We start from the raw sequence: 14,229 nt of genomic DNA on the forward strand, positions 1-14,229 counted from the left end.
AGGCGGGCCGGCGCTCGCCCCGCAGCTTTCAAGAGCTACAGGTCGAAGTCGTCGGCCTCGCCGGTCATCGCCTTCTCGATCAGCTTGCGCGAGAGGCGGTCCGACAGCAGCTCGGAGAAGCTGTAGACATAGTTGCGCAGATAGGCGCCGCGCTTGAAGGCGATGCGTGTCACGTTGCTGCCCAGCAGCGGGCCCAGCGGGCGGGCAACAAGGTCGCTGTTGGGCGGCTCCTCGCGCATGGCCATCTCGGCGACGATGCCCACGCCCATGCCCAGGCGCACATAGGTCTTGATGACGTCCGAGTCGATGGCCTCCAGCACGATGTTGGGCGTGAGGTGGCGTGCGGCGAAGGCCTTGTCGATGCGGGTTCGGCCTGTGAAGCTGGGGTGGTAGGACACCAGCGGCTCGGCTGCGAGCTGCTCCAGGCTGATGCGCTCGGCCGAGGCCAGCGGGTGCTCGCGCGGCACCACCATCACGTGCTGCCACTCGTAGCAGGGCAGCGTGACGAGCTCGGGATACTGTGCCAGCGACTCGGTTGCGAGGCCGAGGTCGGCGGTCTCGTCGATGAGCATGCGGGCGACCTGATCGGGGCTGCCCTGATGCAGGCTGATGCGCAGCTGCGGCAGGTTCTTGCGCAGCTGGGCCACCGGCGCGGGCAGTACGTAGCGGGCCTGCGTGTGGGTGGTCGCGATCGAGAAGGTGCCGCTGTCCTGGCGCGAATACTCCTCGCCGATGCGCTTCAGGTTGGCCACCTCGCGCAGGATGATCTCGATGCAGGCCAGCACCTGCTGGCCCGGCTCGGTGATGCGGCGCAGCCGCTTGCCGTGACGCGAGAAGATGTCGACGCCCAGCTCCTCCTCCAGCTCCAGGATGGCCTTGGATACGCCGGGCTGCGACGTGAAGAGCGCCTTGGCCGTCTCGGTGAGGTTGAGGTTGCGGCGGGCGGCTTCCTGGACGAAGCGGAATTGATGCAGGTTCATTCGAGAGGAGCCAGGCAGGCGAGGGCGATGGCTTGCAGCACGGCGTCCTGGTCACCCAGCGGCGCATGCAACTGCCACTCGATGGCGTCGCCATGCTGCTCGCGCAGGCGGTCCAGCAGCAGCGGCACGTCGCGCCGCACGTGGCCGCCGGTGCCAAGGAACAGCGGCATCACGTGCACGCGCGTGCAGCCTGCGGCGGCCAGTTGCTGCGCGGCCTCGTCCATGCCAGGCGACATGAATTCGAGATACGCCATCGCCAGCGGCGTGCCTGGCCGCGCAGCGCGCAGGCGCTCGGTGATGATCTCGAATGGCCGCGCCCACGCAGGGTCGCGAGCGCCGTGGGCGAAGAGCAGCAGGCCGTCCATCAGCGGTACCTCACGAGCCATGTGAACGCGGCCATCGACAGACCCAGGTAGAGCAGGCTGGGTGTTGCGGCCACGACCCAGGGCGTCCAGTTCTTCAGCAGGCCCAGGTGGCCCGCCACGTTGCTCAGCACGACGAAGCTGATGCCCAGCATGATGCCGCCGAAGACCTTGATGCTGATGCCACCCGAGCGCCCGTGCAGGTAGGCGAAGGGCAGCGCCAGCGCCACCATGACGAAGCAGGCGAAGGGGTAGAGCGCCTTGCGCCAGAACTGGATGTTGTGGGCCTGCGCCGACTGCTCCTGCGCCGACAGGTGGGCGGTGTAGCGGTACAGCTCCAGCGTCGACATCGACATCGCCGGCAGCACGGCCGCGGCGATGACGCCGGCGTGCAGCGAGCTCTGCCAGTCCAGCTTGTCCAGCTGCTGTTCGCTGACGACGACCTCGCCGACGGAGCCGCTGGCCGTCGGCGTGCCCGGGTTCCAGACGGTGCGCTTGACCTTCTGCAGGTGCCACAGCCCCTGGCCGTCCACGTCGCCCCTGCCTGCCTCGGTGCGCGACAGCAGCCGGCCCTCGGCGTCGAACTCGTAGATGCGCACGTCCTCCAGCTCGCCGCCGCTGCCGACGCGGCCGACCTTGACCGAGTAACTGCGCTCCTGGCCGTCGACCTTGGCGTGGTCCTTGAGCCAGGCGCCCCGCTCCGGCGCGTTGGTGTCACTGCTGACGCTGACGCGGAAGTCGTCGCTGCGGCGTTCGAACTCAGGCGCCACATAGTCGCCGACGACAAAGGTCAGCACCGCGAACACGGTGGCCAGGCGTGCCAGCAGCCCCAGCGCCCGTGCCGGCCCGAGGCCACCAGTGCGCAGGATGGTGAACTCGCTGCTCTGCGCCAGGCGGGCCAGCGAGATGATGGCGCCGATCAGCACGGCGATGGGGAACAGCGTGTAGAAGTTGCTGGGAATGTCCATCGTGGCCAGCAAGGCGGCCTTGCCGGCGCCGGCGCCGACGCGCGACATGCGGTCGATCTCGTCGACGAAGTCGTTGAAGAACATCAGCGACAGAAAGCCCAGCAGCACGAGCAGGACCGAGCCGGCGATGTCCTTGTAGAGCAGGCGGCGGACCGTTCTCATGGGCGAGCCCCAGCCGCGGGGCTCGGTGCGATTGCGCCCCTCATGCCGAAGCCTCCTTCGTCGTGCGTCGGCGCAGGCAGAAGCGGTTGCTGTTGTCGCGCAGCCAGATGATGGCCAGCGCCAGGAAGAGGGCGCTGCCGTGCACGACGATCAGCGCCCGCGGCAGCGAGGTGCGACCGTTGTTGACCCAGGATTGCGACACGTTGATGAGGTTGAAGTAGATGACGAAGGTCAGCAGCGCGAACAGCAGGTTCCAGTTGTTGACGCGGCGAGGGTTGGAGGCGGCAAGGCCGACGCCCAGCAGGGCCATGTTGATGCCGCCCAGAATCATGCCGAAGCGCCAGGCCAGCTCACCCTGGCTCTTGCGCCAGGCTGTCTGCTCGGCCTGGGTGCCGCCTGCCGGCGTGCGCAGCAGGTCCAGTGTCGCCATCGCCTTGGGGGGCAACTGGCTGGCATTGGCCAGCACCTGCGTGTCGGTCATGACCTTGTACTGCTCGAACCGGGCCACGCTTTTCTCGCCGGTCTTCAGCCGGGTCTCGTTGCGCTGGCCGTGGTCCAGCAGCAGGTAGCGGTCGTCGCCTTCCATCTCCAGCCGGCCGCGCGAGGCCGTTGTCACCGACTCGCGGTCGTGCTGGTTGGACAGGATGAAGACGTTGCGGCCGGTGGCCGCGTTGTCGCCGTCGCGCTCGATGAAGAACACGCGGCTGCCGTCGCGCGAGGTCTGGAACTGGCCCGGTGCGACGCGCGACAGGTCGCCGCGCTTCTGGTAGCGGTCGCGCAGTTCGGCGCTGTTCTGGTTGCCCCAGGGCCAGACGACCAGTTCCAGCACCACGATGGCCAGCAGCACGGGCCAGGCCATGCGCAGCACGGGCCGCACGAAGGTCGACAGCGGGATGCCGCTGGCGAACCAGATCGTCATCTCGGACTCGCGGTAAAAGCGCCCGAGCGTCATGACGACGGACAGGAACAGCGACAGCGTGAGCATGATCGCGAGATAGGAGATCGTCGTGTAGCCCATCAGCAGCACGACGTCCTGTGGCGCGATCGCGCCGCCGGCGGCCTGGCCCAGCATCTTGATCAGTGTCAGCGTCAGCACGATGGTCAGGATGACCACCAGCGTGGCCCCGAAGCTCTTCGCCAGTTCTGACCGCGTGGATGAATCGAATAACATCAAACGCACTTTTTTCTACTTATGGTCATTATGGACTTCAAGGTTCAAACCACAGAGCTGGATGCCCTCGCCACCGCGGGTGCGGACGCTCTTGTCGTGGTGCTCGGCGGCGACTCGCTGCCGCAAGGTCTTGACGCTGCCGTTGCCAAACAGGCGCAGGCGGCCATCAAGCTCGGTGACTTCGCGCTCAAGGCCGGCCAGGCGGTCACGCTGACGCATGCTGAAGGCATCAAGGCGGCGCGCCTCGTGCTCGTTGCCAGCGGCAAGACGACGCTGGCCGCGGCGCGCGCGGCGTTGTCCGCAGGCCTGGCGCAGATCAAGTCGCGCGGCGTGGCCAACGCGGCTGTCGCGTTCGCCGGCTTCGACGCCGCGCTGACCGAATCGCTGGCAGAACAGACGGCCATCGCCGGCACTGATGCCGTCTACGTCTACCGTCATACCAAGCCCAGCGCTCCGGCCGCTTCCAAGCTGGCCAAGCTGGCGCTGCTGGTGGGCAAGGCCGACGCGAAGGCCGCCAAAGCCGGTCTCGCGCGCGGCGAGGCGATTGCCGCCGGCATCGAGTTGGCCCGCGAATGCGCCAACCGCCCCGCCAACTACGCGACGCCGACCTACCTCGGCGAGGTCGTGCAGGGCCTGGGCAAGACCCACGGCCTCAAGGTCGAGGTGCTGGACAAGAAGGCCGTCGAGAAGCTGGGCATGGGCAGCTTCCTGTCCGTGGCCCAGGGCTCGGAGGAGCCGCTGCGCTTCATCGTCGCCCGCTATGAAGGCGCGGCCAAGACGGTGGCGCCGGTGGTGCTGGTCGGCAAGGGCATCACGTTCGACACCGGCGGCATCTCGCTGAAGCCGGGCGCCGAGATGGACGAGATGAAGTTCGACATGGGCGGCGCGGCCAGCGTCATCGGCACGCTGCGCGCGGTGGCCGAGCTTCGCCCGAAGCTGAACCTCGTCGTCATCGTCGCAGCCTGCGAGAACATGCCCAGCGGCAAGGCCGTCAAGCCGGGTGACGTCGTCACGTCGATGTCCGGCCAGACCATCGAGATCCTCAACACCGACGCCGAAGGCCGCCTCATCCTCTGCGATGCGCTGACCTACGCCGAGCGGTTCAAGCCGGCCGTCGTTGTCGACGTGGCCACGCTGACCGGTGCCTGCGTCATCGCGCTGGGCGGCGTGCGCAGCGGCATGTACGCCAGCGACGATGAACTCGCTGCCGCGCTGACCTCGGCCGGTGACGCCGTGCTGGACCCGTGCTGGCGCATGCCGCTGGACGACGAGTACGCCGAAGGCCTGAAGAGCAACTTCGCCGACGTGCCCAACATCGCGGGCCGTGCCGGGGGCTCGATCACGGCCGCCAAGTTCCTGCAGCGCTTCGCAGGCAAGTACCGCTGGGGCCACCTGGACATCGCCGGCACGGCCTGGAAGGGTGGCGCCGCCAAGGGCGCGACCGGCCGGCCCGTGGGCCTGCTGACCCACTTCGTGCTGGGCCAGGCGAAGTAATGCGGGTCGAGCGACGGGCCGCCCCTGGCCGGCCCGCCATCCCCTTGGGGCATCGGCCGGGGTACTCGCCGGCCGAGGGGAGCGCATGACACAGCAGGTCAGCTTCTACAGCGACGCGGCCGACCCGCTGCATTACGCCTGCCGGCTGGTCCGGCGCGCGCTGGCCTCGGGCAAGCCGGTGGGCGTGCGCGTGTCGCCGGCCCAGGCGGCGCGGCTGGACGAGCTGCTATGGAGCTTCGACGCGGCCGAGTTCATCCCGCATCGACGGTGGGACGGCGCGACGGCGCCGATGCCCGGCGAGGTCCTGCTCGTCGACGATGCGGCACGTCTGCCGCACCGGGGGCTATTGCTGAACCTGGCCGAAAGCCTGCCTGGCGACGCCTTCCAGTTCGAGCGCGTGCTGGAGGTCGTCGGACGTGAGCCGTCGGTCGTTCAGGCTGGGCGCGTGCGCTATCGCGCCTACCAGCAGTCGGGGGCCAGGCTCGATCACTTTTCCGCCGCTGGCTGAGCGTCGTATCCGCGCTACCGCCATTGGGGGGCATGCTTTCCCGGATGAGTGGTCTTTCGGATTTGGGATATGTTCAATTCGTTGAAAACTCAACAGCTGTTGCGAGTCTCTTTCTCTCTTCCTCTTCCAAACTGGAGTCGATCCATGCAAGTCAAATTGAATGTGTTGGTGGGTGCAGTGGCCGCGCTGCTCAGCGGTGCCGCAATGTCCCAGGAACTGATCGTGAAGATCGGCCACGTCGGTCCCACCAGCGGTTCCATCGCCCACCTGGGCAAGGACAATGAGCTGGGCGCTCGCCTGGCGATCGAGGAGTTGAACGCCAAGGGCGTCATGATCGGCGGCAAGAAGGCCAAGTTCGAGCTGCTGGCCGAAGACGACGCGGCCGACCCCAAGCAAGGCACGGCAGCTGCCTCCAAGCTGGTGGACTCCAAAGTCAATGGCGTCGTGGGCCATCTGAACTCCGGCACGTCGATCCCGGCCTCCAAGATCTACAGCGACGCCGGCATTCCGCAGATCAGCCCGTCCGCGACGGCCGTGGAGTTCACCAACCGTGGCCTGAAGACCACGTTCCGCGTGGTGGCCAATGATGGCCAGCTCGGCGGCACGCTGGGTCGCTACGCCGCGACAACGCTGAAGGCCAAGAAGGTCGCCGTCATCGACGACCGCACCGCCTACGGCCAGGGCGTGGCCAAGGAATTCGAGAAGGGTGCCAAGAGCAAGGGTGCCATCGTCGTCGGCCACGAGTTCACGAACGACAAGGCCGTAGACTTCGCGACCATCCTGACCACGCTGAAGGCCAAGAAGCCCGATGTGGTGTTCTTCGGCGGCATGGATGCCGTGGCCGGCCCGATGCTGCGCCAGATGAAGCAACTGGGCATCAACGCCAAGTTCATGGGCGGCGACGGCATCTGCACCGGCAAGCTCCCCGAACTGGCCGCCGGCACGATGGCGGACGAGCAGGTGGTCTGCGCCGAAGCTGGTGGCGTCGAGGGCGAGGCCAAGAAGTCGATGGACGACTTCCGCGCCAAGTTCAAGGCCAAGTTCAACACCGATGTGCAGATCTACGCCCCCTACGTCTATGACGCGGTGAACGTGCTGGTCGACGCGATGGTCCGCGCCAAGTCGTCCGATCCGGCCAAGTACCTGCCTGAACTGTCCAAGACCAACTACAAGGGCGTGACGGGTCTCATCTCCTTCGACTCGAAGGGCGACATCAAGAACGGTGCGCTGACGCTCTACACCTACAAGGGCGGCAACCGCGAGCAGATCGCCGTCGTGCGCTGATCCTGGCCTGCCGGTGCCCGCCGCCAGGTGGGTGCTTTCCTGATGCGAACCCGCCATGTGGCGGGTTCGCCGCCTTTGGGGTGGCATTTTTTATATTACGCACCCGTCAGACGACAAACGAATGCGGCGTGCGACACGCGGAAAACAAAGAAACATCCGCCGCATCGGATTGCTCATATTGGCGTGCAGTATTCACGCTCCGCGCGGCCGGGTTGGCGCGGCATTGAAAGCGTGGTTTCGCCGGAATTCAAATGTATGGCTGTGCGATTCGCACGCTTTGCCGGACGGTGTCACGGTGCTGTCGCCCGCTTTCGTGTCTACTGCCGCCGGTCGTGAAAATGACCTGTGCGCCTGCTTTCGGCGCGGTGTCGCAGCGAGACGGATTCAAGGGGCAGGCCCCCTCCAAACGGGGGGCTTTCAAGCCATGGGGGCAAGGGCATGATGCCGGCGCGATCAATGCTGGGTCGCCGTGTTCATTGCGGCGTCAAGTCCGGGACTTCCAGGGTCGGCCCAGCGGTCTGTCGAAGCGGTGGGCAATGTCTGAGGCAGCCTCTGCGCCAGGATGAATGGAATGTCGGATAGGAATTCGGAATTTCGTTGTCGAATGGCAGATGTGAAAGGCGCCCAGCAGCGGTGATCGGGGACGTAAATGATTCGAATATTCAACCACTACCTGCACAAGCAGACCTTGCTCCAGGTCTTTTTTGATCTCGGTCTGATTGTTTTCGCCGTTATTGCCGTCGTGCTGAGCCAGGGTGAAGCAGCCCAGACCGTGCTGCCGTTCGCCGCCTCTCATGGCCTGTCACTTGCGGGCTGCATGTTCGTGATCAATTCGGCTACAGGCTTCTACCAACATGTGCACAACCGCTCGGTGACCGAATCCTGCGCGCGTGCGCTGTTCGGCCTGCTGTTCGGCCTGCCGCTGGCCTACGCCATCTTCAGCCTGGTGCCGTCGGACACCAGCCATCGCGATCTGTTGACGCTGGTGGCCATGGGCGCCGTCGCTGCTGTCATGGTGCACCGTGTCTACGCCGCGCACTCCAGCGCCCAGGCGCGCATGCGCAGCCGCATCCTGATCTTCGGCACGGGGCCGGCGGCCCGCGCTGTCGGCAACACCTTGAAGGCGTCCGACCCGCATGCGCAGATCGTCGGCTACTACGCCGGTCCGAACGAAGAGCAGCACGAGGTGCCGCAGGCCGAGATCATCAACGATGGTGCCAACCTGACCGAGGCCGCACTGCGCCACAACGTCGACGAGATCGTCGTGGCCCTGAGCGAGCGCCGCGGCGGCAGCATGCCGCTGCGCCAGTTGCTGGACTGCAAGCTGTCCGGCGTGCGCGTCGTCGACATCGCGACGCATTTCGAGAAGACGCTGGCCCAGATCAACATCAAGCACGTCAATGCAGGCTGGCTGGTGTTCGGCGACGGCTTCAGCCAGGGCATGGTGCGGGCCGCGATCAAGCGCGTCTGCGACATCATCTTCGCAGCGCTGATCCTGGCCGTCGCGTGGCCGATCATGCTGGTGACGGCCTTGGTCATCAGCATCGAGTCGCGTGGCCCGGTGCTTTATCGCCAGGAGCGCGTGGGTCTGAACGGCGTGCCGTTCAAGGTCATCAAGTTCCGCAGCATGCGCACCGACGCCGAGAAGGATGGCAAGCCGCGCTGGGCGACCAAGAACGACGACCGTGTGACCCGCGTGGGCCGCTTCATCCGCAAGGTGCGCATTGACGAACTGCCGCAGCTCTTCAACGTGCTGTGGGGCGAGATGAGCATGGTCGGTCCGCGCCCTGAGCGCCAGTTCTTCGTCGATGAGCTGATCAGCAAGATTCCCTATTACGCCGTGCGCCACAGCGTGAAGCCGGGCGTGACGGGCTGGGCCCAGGTGCGCTACGAATACGGCTCGACGATCGAGGACTCGGTCGAGAAGCTGCAGTACGACCTCTACTACGTCAAGAACCACTCGCTCTTCCTTGATCTGTTGATCATGCTGGAGACGGTGGCCGTCGTGCTGACGGGCAAGGGCGCGCGCTGAGGCCGTAGCGCTGGCCTCGGCACAAGCGCCGATGCCTCGAGCCCGCTGGCATGCTTGAATCCCGCATGCCCAGCGCCGATTTCGACTCTGCCCCGGGCGCCCTGCTTGAGGCGCTCGCTCCCCTTGCATCCTTGAGCAGTCTTGGCGACCTGATCTGCTGCGCGACCTACGGGTTGTTCGCGCTCTATTTCGCACAGCGGCTGCTGCGCCGCAGCCTGCCCGTGTCGGCGTTGGCCCTTGTATTCCTCGCCGCTCTGACGGCCAGTTCCGCCTGGGCTGGGCTGGCTCTGGTGGACGGGCTCAGGCATTGGTCCGATCACCTGCCCACGTGGATCGTGCCTGGCCTTGACCTGCTGCGCTTCGGTTGCTGGTTCGCCTTACTGCTGATGCTGCTGCCGCCGCCGCGCCGGGGTGGCGGGTTGGGCTGGATGCGGCCGCTGGTCGCGTTGGCGGTGCTGGGGCAACTGGCGTTGATCATCGCTGCCGAGGCCCTGCCGCCGGATGCCTTGGTCCGACCCCGGGCCTTCGGGGCGCTGGGGCTGGCGGTACTGGGCCTGGTGCTTGTCGAGCAGATGCTGCGCAACACCGCGGTCGATGCGCGCTGGAATGCCAAGCCCTTCTGCCTCGGGCTGGGCGGCATCTTCATCTTCGACCTCTTCATCGGTTCCCAGGCTGCGCTGTTCCAGAGCTTCGATGGTGATGCGGTCAGCGTGCGTTCGTTGGTGCACGCGGCCGCCGTGCCGCTGCTGTTCGTTGCGTCGCGCCGCCAGGGCGACTGGCGCGGCAAGTTGCACGTGTCGCGCGCAGCGATCTTCCATTCGGCGGCGTTGTTGCTGGTCGGCGCCTACCTGCTGATCGTCGCCGGCGTCGGCTACTACGTGCGCTACACCGGCGGGCAGTGGGGCCGCGCGCTGTCGGTGGCCCTGGTGTTCGTGGCCTTGGTGGCCTTGACGCTGCTCGTCGCGTCGGGTTCGATGCGTGCCCGCCTGCGGGTCTACATCAGCAAGAACTTCTACAGCTATCGCTACGACTATCGCGAGGAGTGGCTGCGCTTCACGCGGCTGCTGGCGGGCAGCGTCGAGCCCGAGCACACGGCCGAGACCGCCGTGCGAGCGCTGTGCAACCTGGTTGAAAGCCCTAGCGGCATGCTGTGGATGCAGCGTTCGGCGGATGGCGACTTTGCGCAGGCGGCGCGCTGGAACCTGCCCGCCCAGCCCGGCAGCGAGCCGCGCGACGGCTCCCTGGCCTCGTTCTGGCAGGAGCGCGCCTGGATCATCGACGTGGACGAGTGGCGGGTGCGTCGCGAGGCCTATCCCGGTCTCGACCTGCCGGCCTGGCTGGTGGATGAGGTGCGTTGCTGGTTGGTCGTGCCTTTGCTCGTGCGCGAGTCCCTGATCGGCTTCGCGGTGCTGGGCAAGCCTCGCGCTGTCGTCGAGCTGAACTGGGAAGTGCGCGACCTGCTGCGCACCGCGGCCAGCCAGGCGTCCGGCTACCTGGCCCAGGCACAGGCGACTGAAGCGCTGCTGGAAGCGCGCAAGTTCGACGCCTTCAACCGCATGTCGGCCTTCGTCGTGCACGACCTGAAGAACATCGTCACGCAGCTGTCGCTGATGATGAAGAACGCCAAGCGGTTGCGCGATAACCCCGAGTTCCAGCAGGACATGCTGGACACCGTCGAGAACTCGCTCGAGAAGATGCGCCAGCTGATGCTGCAACTGCGCCAGGGTGACAAGCCGCACGGCGTGACCAGCGGCGTGGACCTGGAGCAGATTGCGAAGCGCCTCGCGGCGGCGTCGGCCAGCAAGGGCAGGGCGCTGGAGCTGGCGTTGCAGGCGGGTGTCAGCACGCGCGGGCACGCGGAGCGCGTCGAGCGCGTGCTGGGTCACGTCGTGCAGAACGCCTTCGATGCGACGCCCGCCAGCGGCCATGTGCGGCTGATACTGGACGCCGAGGGCAGCCAGGCCCGCGTTCGTGTGGAAGACAGTGGCTGCGGGATGAGCGAGGATTTCATCCAGAATCGTCTCTTCAAGCCGTTCCAGACCACCAAGGCCGCAGGGATGGGCATTGGTGCGCACGAGAGCTATCAATACGTTCAGGAACTGGGAGGCAAGATCAGCGTGCAGAGCGAATTGAACCGGGGGACCACCGTGACCCTGCTGCTGCCCTTGTTCCACGCGCAGGCCGACGCACCGCTGGCCGTGCTCGACGCCCGATGAGCACGCCCCGCCACGCGCCGCTGCTGATCGTCGAGGACGATCTCGCGCTTCAGAAGCAGCTCAAGTGGTCGCTGGACCGCTTCGAGTCCGTCACCGCCGACGACGTCGCCAGCGCCGTGCTGCAGTTCCGCCGCAACAGCCCCGCCGTCGTCACGATGGACCTCGGCCTGCCACCGGACCGCGACTCGGTCTCGGAGGGCTTCAAATGCCTGGAGAAGCTGCTGGAGCTTGACCCCGGCGTGAAGGTCATCGTGCTGACCGGACAGAACGATCAGGAGAACGCGCTGCGTGCCATCCGCATGGGCGCGTACGACTTCCTCGCCAAGCCGGTCGACCCCGACGTGCTGGCGCTGACCGTCGAGCGTGCCTACCGCCTCTACGAACTGCAGCAGGAAAACCGCCGCCTGCAGATGCAGCAGAGCAGCGACGTCTTCTCCGGCCTCGTCACGCGTGACCCGGGCATGCAGCGTGTGTGCCGCATGATCGAGAAAGTCGCGCCCAGTGACGCGACCGTGCTGCTGTTGGGTGAGAGCGGCACCGGCAAGGAAGTGCTGGCCCAGGGGCTGCACGATGCCTCCAAGCGCAAGGGGCGCTTCGTCGCCATCAACTGCGCGGCGATCCCCGAGACGCTGCTGGAGAGCGAGCTTTTCGGCTACGAGAAGGGCGCTTTCACCGGCGCGACCAAGTCGACGCTGGGCAAGATCGAGACGGCCAATGGCGGCACGCTGATGCTGGACGAGATCGGTGACCTGCCGATGCCGTTGCAGGCCAAGCTGCTGCGCTTCCTGCAGGAGCGGGTCATCGAGCGTGTCGGCGGTCGCCAGGAGATCCCGATCGACGTTCGCGTTGTCGGCGCGACCCACCAGGACCTGAAGGCCCGCATCGCCGACGGCCGCTTCCGCGAAGACCTCTACTACCGCCTGGCCGAGATCGTCGTCGAGATTCCGCCACTGCGTGACCGCCTGGGCGATCCGGTGCTGCTGTCGCATGCCTTCGCGCGCCGCTTTGCTACCGAGATGCGTCGCCCCGTGCCGACGCTGGCCGATGATGCCGTGCGCGCCCTGGAGACCCACCGCTGGCCGGGCAACGTGCGCGAGCTGCAGAACATGCTCAAGCGTGCCGTCATCATGTCCGAGGAGGACCGCATCACGGCGCTGGATCTGGGCCTGCGCGCGGCACCGGCGCCTACCGACAGCGAGGCCACGCTGGACCTTCGCACGGTGCGCGAGGCGGCCGAGCGCCAGGCCGTCATCACCGCGCTGGCCCGCACCGATGGCAATATCGTCCGGGCGGCGGAACTGCTGGGCATCAGCCGTCCGACCCTCTACGACCTGATGAACCGGTTGCAGATCAAATGAGCCGCAGGTGGGCCATGCTGCTGGGCGCCGTTGCGGCATGTGGCCTGCTTGCCCAGCCGGTTCGCGCCGACGCGACCCTGCCGGAACTGGTCGCGCGGGCCAAGCCGGCGGTGGTTCTCGTTGGCAGCTACGGGCTGATGGACGCGCCGCGCTTCGGGTTTCGCGGCACCGGCTTCGTGATCGCTGACGGCCTGCAGGTTGTCACCAACGCGCACGTGCTGCCTGACAAGGTAGATCCGGCGCGCGTCGACCGTAGTCTGGCCATCCAGTCGTGGACGCCCGATGGCGGTTGGCTGCTGCGCAGCGCGCGCGTCGTTAAGGTGGATGCATCGCGCGACCTGGCGCTCCTGAGCATCGACGACGGCAAGCCGCTGCCCACGCTGCCGCTGGCGGCGCGCGACGCCGCGGAGGGCGACGCGATCGCGCTGATCGGCTTCCCGCTCGGTGGCGCCCTGGGCTTTGCGCACGTGACGCATCGTGGCATCGTGTCCGCCCGCACGGCCATCGTGCCGCCCGCCTCCGGCCCCCAGGGGCTGAGCGAGAAGGCCGTGCGGCAGTTGCGCCAGGGCAGCTTCGAGGTGCTGCAGCTCGACGCCACAGCCTACCCCGGCAACAGCGGCGGACCGGCCATCGACATCGCCAGCGGCGAGGTCATCGGTGTCGTCAGCATGGTGTCGCTGAAGGCGCTGCACGAGTCGGCCCTGAGCGCGCCCAGCGGCATCAGTTACGCCATTCCCGTGAGCACGCTGCGCAGCTTTCTGGTGAATGCTGCAAGCCCGCCCGGTCAATAACCTTCCCCATAAATGCCAGACATTGGCCAGCCGCGATCGCAATCCTTGTTTTACGATCAACCCACTTCGAGGTAATTCGTGGACACATCGACTACAAGCGGCGGCGGCAACCTTGGCAGCAGGTTCGAAGACCTGTTCGAGTTTTCGCTCGCCCTCGATGCTGCCAGCCTCGAGATGGTGTACCGCATCCGGCATGACGTTTATTGCCGGGAACTCGGTTGGGAGCCCGTCCGCACGGATGGCATGGAGAAGGACGAGTACGACCGGCATTCGGTCCATTGCCTCCTGCGCAAGCGCGGCACCAGTGAGTTGGTGGGCTGCTCGCGCCTCGTGCTTGCGAGACCGGAGGCGCCGGCCTTCCCGCTCCCCTTCGAAGTCAGTTGCCGCGATGTGATCCACCGCGACCAGGTGGACCCGGCTCTGTTGCCGCGACATGACGTGGGGGAGGTGTCCCGGCTGGCAGTGATGAGTGGCTTCCGCCAACGTCAAGGCGAACAGCGGGAGCCGGTGTCTGTGGGTGAGCAGGATTTCGAGTCCAGAGGTGGTCAGCCCCGCTTCCCGTTCATTCCGATGAGCCTGTACCTCGGAGCGGCAGCTGTCGCCCGGTGGCTCAACGTCGAGAACGTGTTCGTCTTGACGGAGCCCCGTCTGGCAAGTCACTTCGTGCGCCTGGGCTTCGACATCCGGCCGGTTGGCGATGCCATCGAGCACCGCGGTACCCGGGTGCCTTCCGTACTCAGTTCCAGCAAGGTCGTGGGCAATCTGCGGCCTTTGATCCGACCGCTGTACGCGGTGATCGACCGGGCGGTGAACCGCTCTTTTGATGCTCACCCGGACGCGCTGGAAAGGCTCAGGCTCCCCTTGCGCTGACTGCCTGTTCAGGCAGCTCCACCCGCAGCAACG

12 protein-coding genes are annotated in these 14,229 nt (G+C 66.6%); 8 read left to right on the forward strand and 4 right to left on the reverse strand.

Annotated elements, in window-relative coordinates:
- Window positions 1-35: 35 nt before the first annotated feature.
- The 4 genes from ACG04R_RS16915 to lptF are packed head-to-tail and all read right to left on the reverse strand — an operon-like array spanning window position 36 to window position 3,643.
- The gene (locus tag ACG04R_RS16915; protein ID WP_394413151.1) at window positions 36-980 is read right to left on the reverse strand and encodes a CysB family HTH-type transcriptional regulator; all 945 of its coding nucleotides are present in this window, start codon (window positions 978-980) and stop codon (window positions 36-38) included.
- Window positions 977-1,345 carry a sirohydrochlorin chelatase gene (locus tag ACG04R_RS16920; RefSeq protein ID WP_394413154.1) on the reverse strand — a complete coding sequence of 123 codons (369 nt, stop codon included), beginning with the start codon at window positions 1,343-1,345 and terminating at the stop codon, window positions 977-979. Before ACG04R_RS16920 ends, ACG04R_RS16915 begins: the two co-directional genes overlap by 4 nt.
- Window positions 1,345-2,472: an LPS export ABC transporter permease LptG gene (gene lptG / locus ACG04R_RS16925; RefSeq protein ID WP_394413157.1), complete on the reverse strand. Its 1,128-nt coding sequence runs from the start codon at window positions 2,470-2,472 to the stop codon at window positions 1,345-1,347. The genes ACG04R_RS16920 and lptG overlap by 1 nt, the downstream gene beginning before the upstream one ends.
- Before the next feature lie 40 nt (window positions 2,473-2,512).
- Window positions 2,513-3,643 carry an LPS export ABC transporter permease LptF gene (lptF, locus tag ACG04R_RS16930; RefSeq protein ID WP_394413160.1) on the reverse strand — a complete coding sequence of 377 codons (1,131 nt, stop codon included), beginning with the start codon at window positions 3,641-3,643 and terminating at the stop codon, window positions 2,513-2,515.
- A gap of 30 nt (window positions 3,644-3,673) precedes the next feature.
- Here lptF and ACG04R_RS16935 point away from each other — a divergent pair, with 30 nt between their 5' ends.
- The 8 genes from ACG04R_RS16935 (at window position 3,674) to ACG04R_RS16970 (ending at window position 14,196) form a co-directional block, all read left to right on the forward strand.
- On the forward strand, window positions 3,674-5,137 hold the full coding sequence (locus ACG04R_RS16935) for a leucyl aminopeptidase (protein WP_394413164.1): 1,464 nt from the start codon (window positions 3,674-3,676) through the stop codon (window positions 5,135-5,137).
- Window positions 5,138-5,222: 85 nt separating this feature from the next.
- Entirely contained in the window at window positions 5,223-5,645 is a 423-nt protein-coding gene (locus ACG04R_RS16940; protein ID WP_394413167.1) for a DNA polymerase III subunit chi, read from the forward strand.
- Window positions 5,646-5,789: 144 nt separating this feature from the next.
- Window positions 5,790-6,929 (forward strand): branched-chain amino acid ABC transporter substrate-binding protein, encoded by a 1,140-nt coding sequence (locus ACG04R_RS16945; protein WP_394413170.1) that lies wholly within the window; start codon window positions 5,790-5,792, stop codon window positions 6,927-6,929.
- Window positions 6,930-7,578: 649 nt separating this feature from the next.
- Window positions 7,579-8,961: a TIGR03013 family XrtA/PEP-CTERM system glycosyltransferase gene (locus tag ACG04R_RS16950; protein WP_394413173.1), complete on the forward strand. Its 1,383-nt coding sequence runs from the start codon at window positions 7,579-7,581 to the stop codon at window positions 8,959-8,961.
- A 131-nt stretch (window positions 8,962-9,092) separates the two neighbouring features.
- Window positions 9,093-11,177 (forward strand): XrtA/PEP-CTERM system histidine kinase PrsK, encoded by a 2,085-nt coding sequence (gene prsK / locus ACG04R_RS16955; RefSeq protein WP_394413176.1) that lies wholly within the window; start codon window positions 9,093-9,095, stop codon window positions 11,175-11,177.
- Window positions 11,174-12,535: a PEP-CTERM-box response regulator transcription factor gene (prsR, locus tag ACG04R_RS16960; protein ID WP_394413179.1), complete on the forward strand. Its 1,362-nt coding sequence runs from the start codon at window positions 11,174-11,176 to the stop codon at window positions 12,533-12,535. The genes prsK and prsR overlap by 4 nt, the downstream gene beginning before the upstream one ends.
- A 14-nt stretch (window positions 12,536-12,549) precedes the next feature.
- Window positions 12,550-13,326, forward strand: coding sequence for a S1C family serine protease (locus ACG04R_RS16965; RefSeq protein ID WP_394413182.1), 777 nt, complete (start codon window positions 12,550-12,552; stop codon window positions 13,324-13,326).
- A 78-nt stretch (window positions 13,327-13,404) separates the two neighbouring features.
- Window positions 13,405-14,196 carry a PEP-CTERM/exosortase system-associated acyltransferase gene (locus ACG04R_RS16970; protein WP_394413185.1) on the forward strand — a complete coding sequence of 264 codons (792 nt, stop codon included), beginning with the start codon at window positions 13,405-13,407 and terminating at the stop codon, window positions 14,194-14,196.
- Window positions 14,197-14,229: the final 33 nt, after the last annotated feature.

The sequence above is a fragment of the Pelomonas candidula genome (assembly GCF_043555985.1).
GTDB lineage: Bacteria > Pseudomonadota > Gammaproteobacteria > Burkholderiales > Burkholderiaceae_C > Pelomonas > Pelomonas candidula.

Coding starts and splice junctions, on each gene's coding strand:
- ACG04R_RS16915 (WP_394413151.1), bottom strand. CDS start 980: ATGAACCTGCATCAATTCCGCTTCGTCCAGGAAGCCGCCCGCCGCAAC.
- ACG04R_RS16920 (WP_394413154.1), bottom strand. CDS start 1,345: ATGGACGGCCTGCTGCTCTTCGCCCACGGCGCTCGCGACCCTGCGTGG.
- lptG (WP_394413157.1), bottom strand. CDS start 2,472: ATGAGAACGGTCCGCCGCCTGCTCTACAAGGACATCGCCGGCTCGGTC.
- lptF (WP_394413160.1), bottom strand. CDS start 3,643: ATGTTATTCGATTCATCCACGCGGTCAGAACTGGCGAAGAGCTTCGGG.
- ACG04R_RS16935 (WP_394413164.1), top strand. CDS start 3,674: ATGGACTTCAAGGTTCAAACCACAGAGCTGGATGCCCTCGCCACCGCG.
- ACG04R_RS16940 (WP_394413167.1), top strand. CDS start 5,223: ATGACACAGCAGGTCAGCTTCTACAGCGACGCGGCCGACCCGCTGCAT.
- ACG04R_RS16945 (WP_394413170.1), top strand. CDS start 5,790: ATGCAAGTCAAATTGAATGTGTTGGTGGGTGCAGTGGCCGCGCTGCTC.
- ACG04R_RS16950 (WP_394413173.1), top strand. CDS start 7,579: ATGATTCGAATATTCAACCACTACCTGCACAAGCAGACCTTGCTCCAG.
- prsR (WP_394413179.1), top strand. CDS start 11,174: ATGAGCACGCCCCGCCACGCGCCGCTGCTGATCGTCGAGGACGATCTC.
- ACG04R_RS16965 (WP_394413182.1), top strand. CDS start 12,550: ATGCTGCTGGGCGCCGTTGCGGCATGTGGCCTGCTTGCCCAGCCGGTT.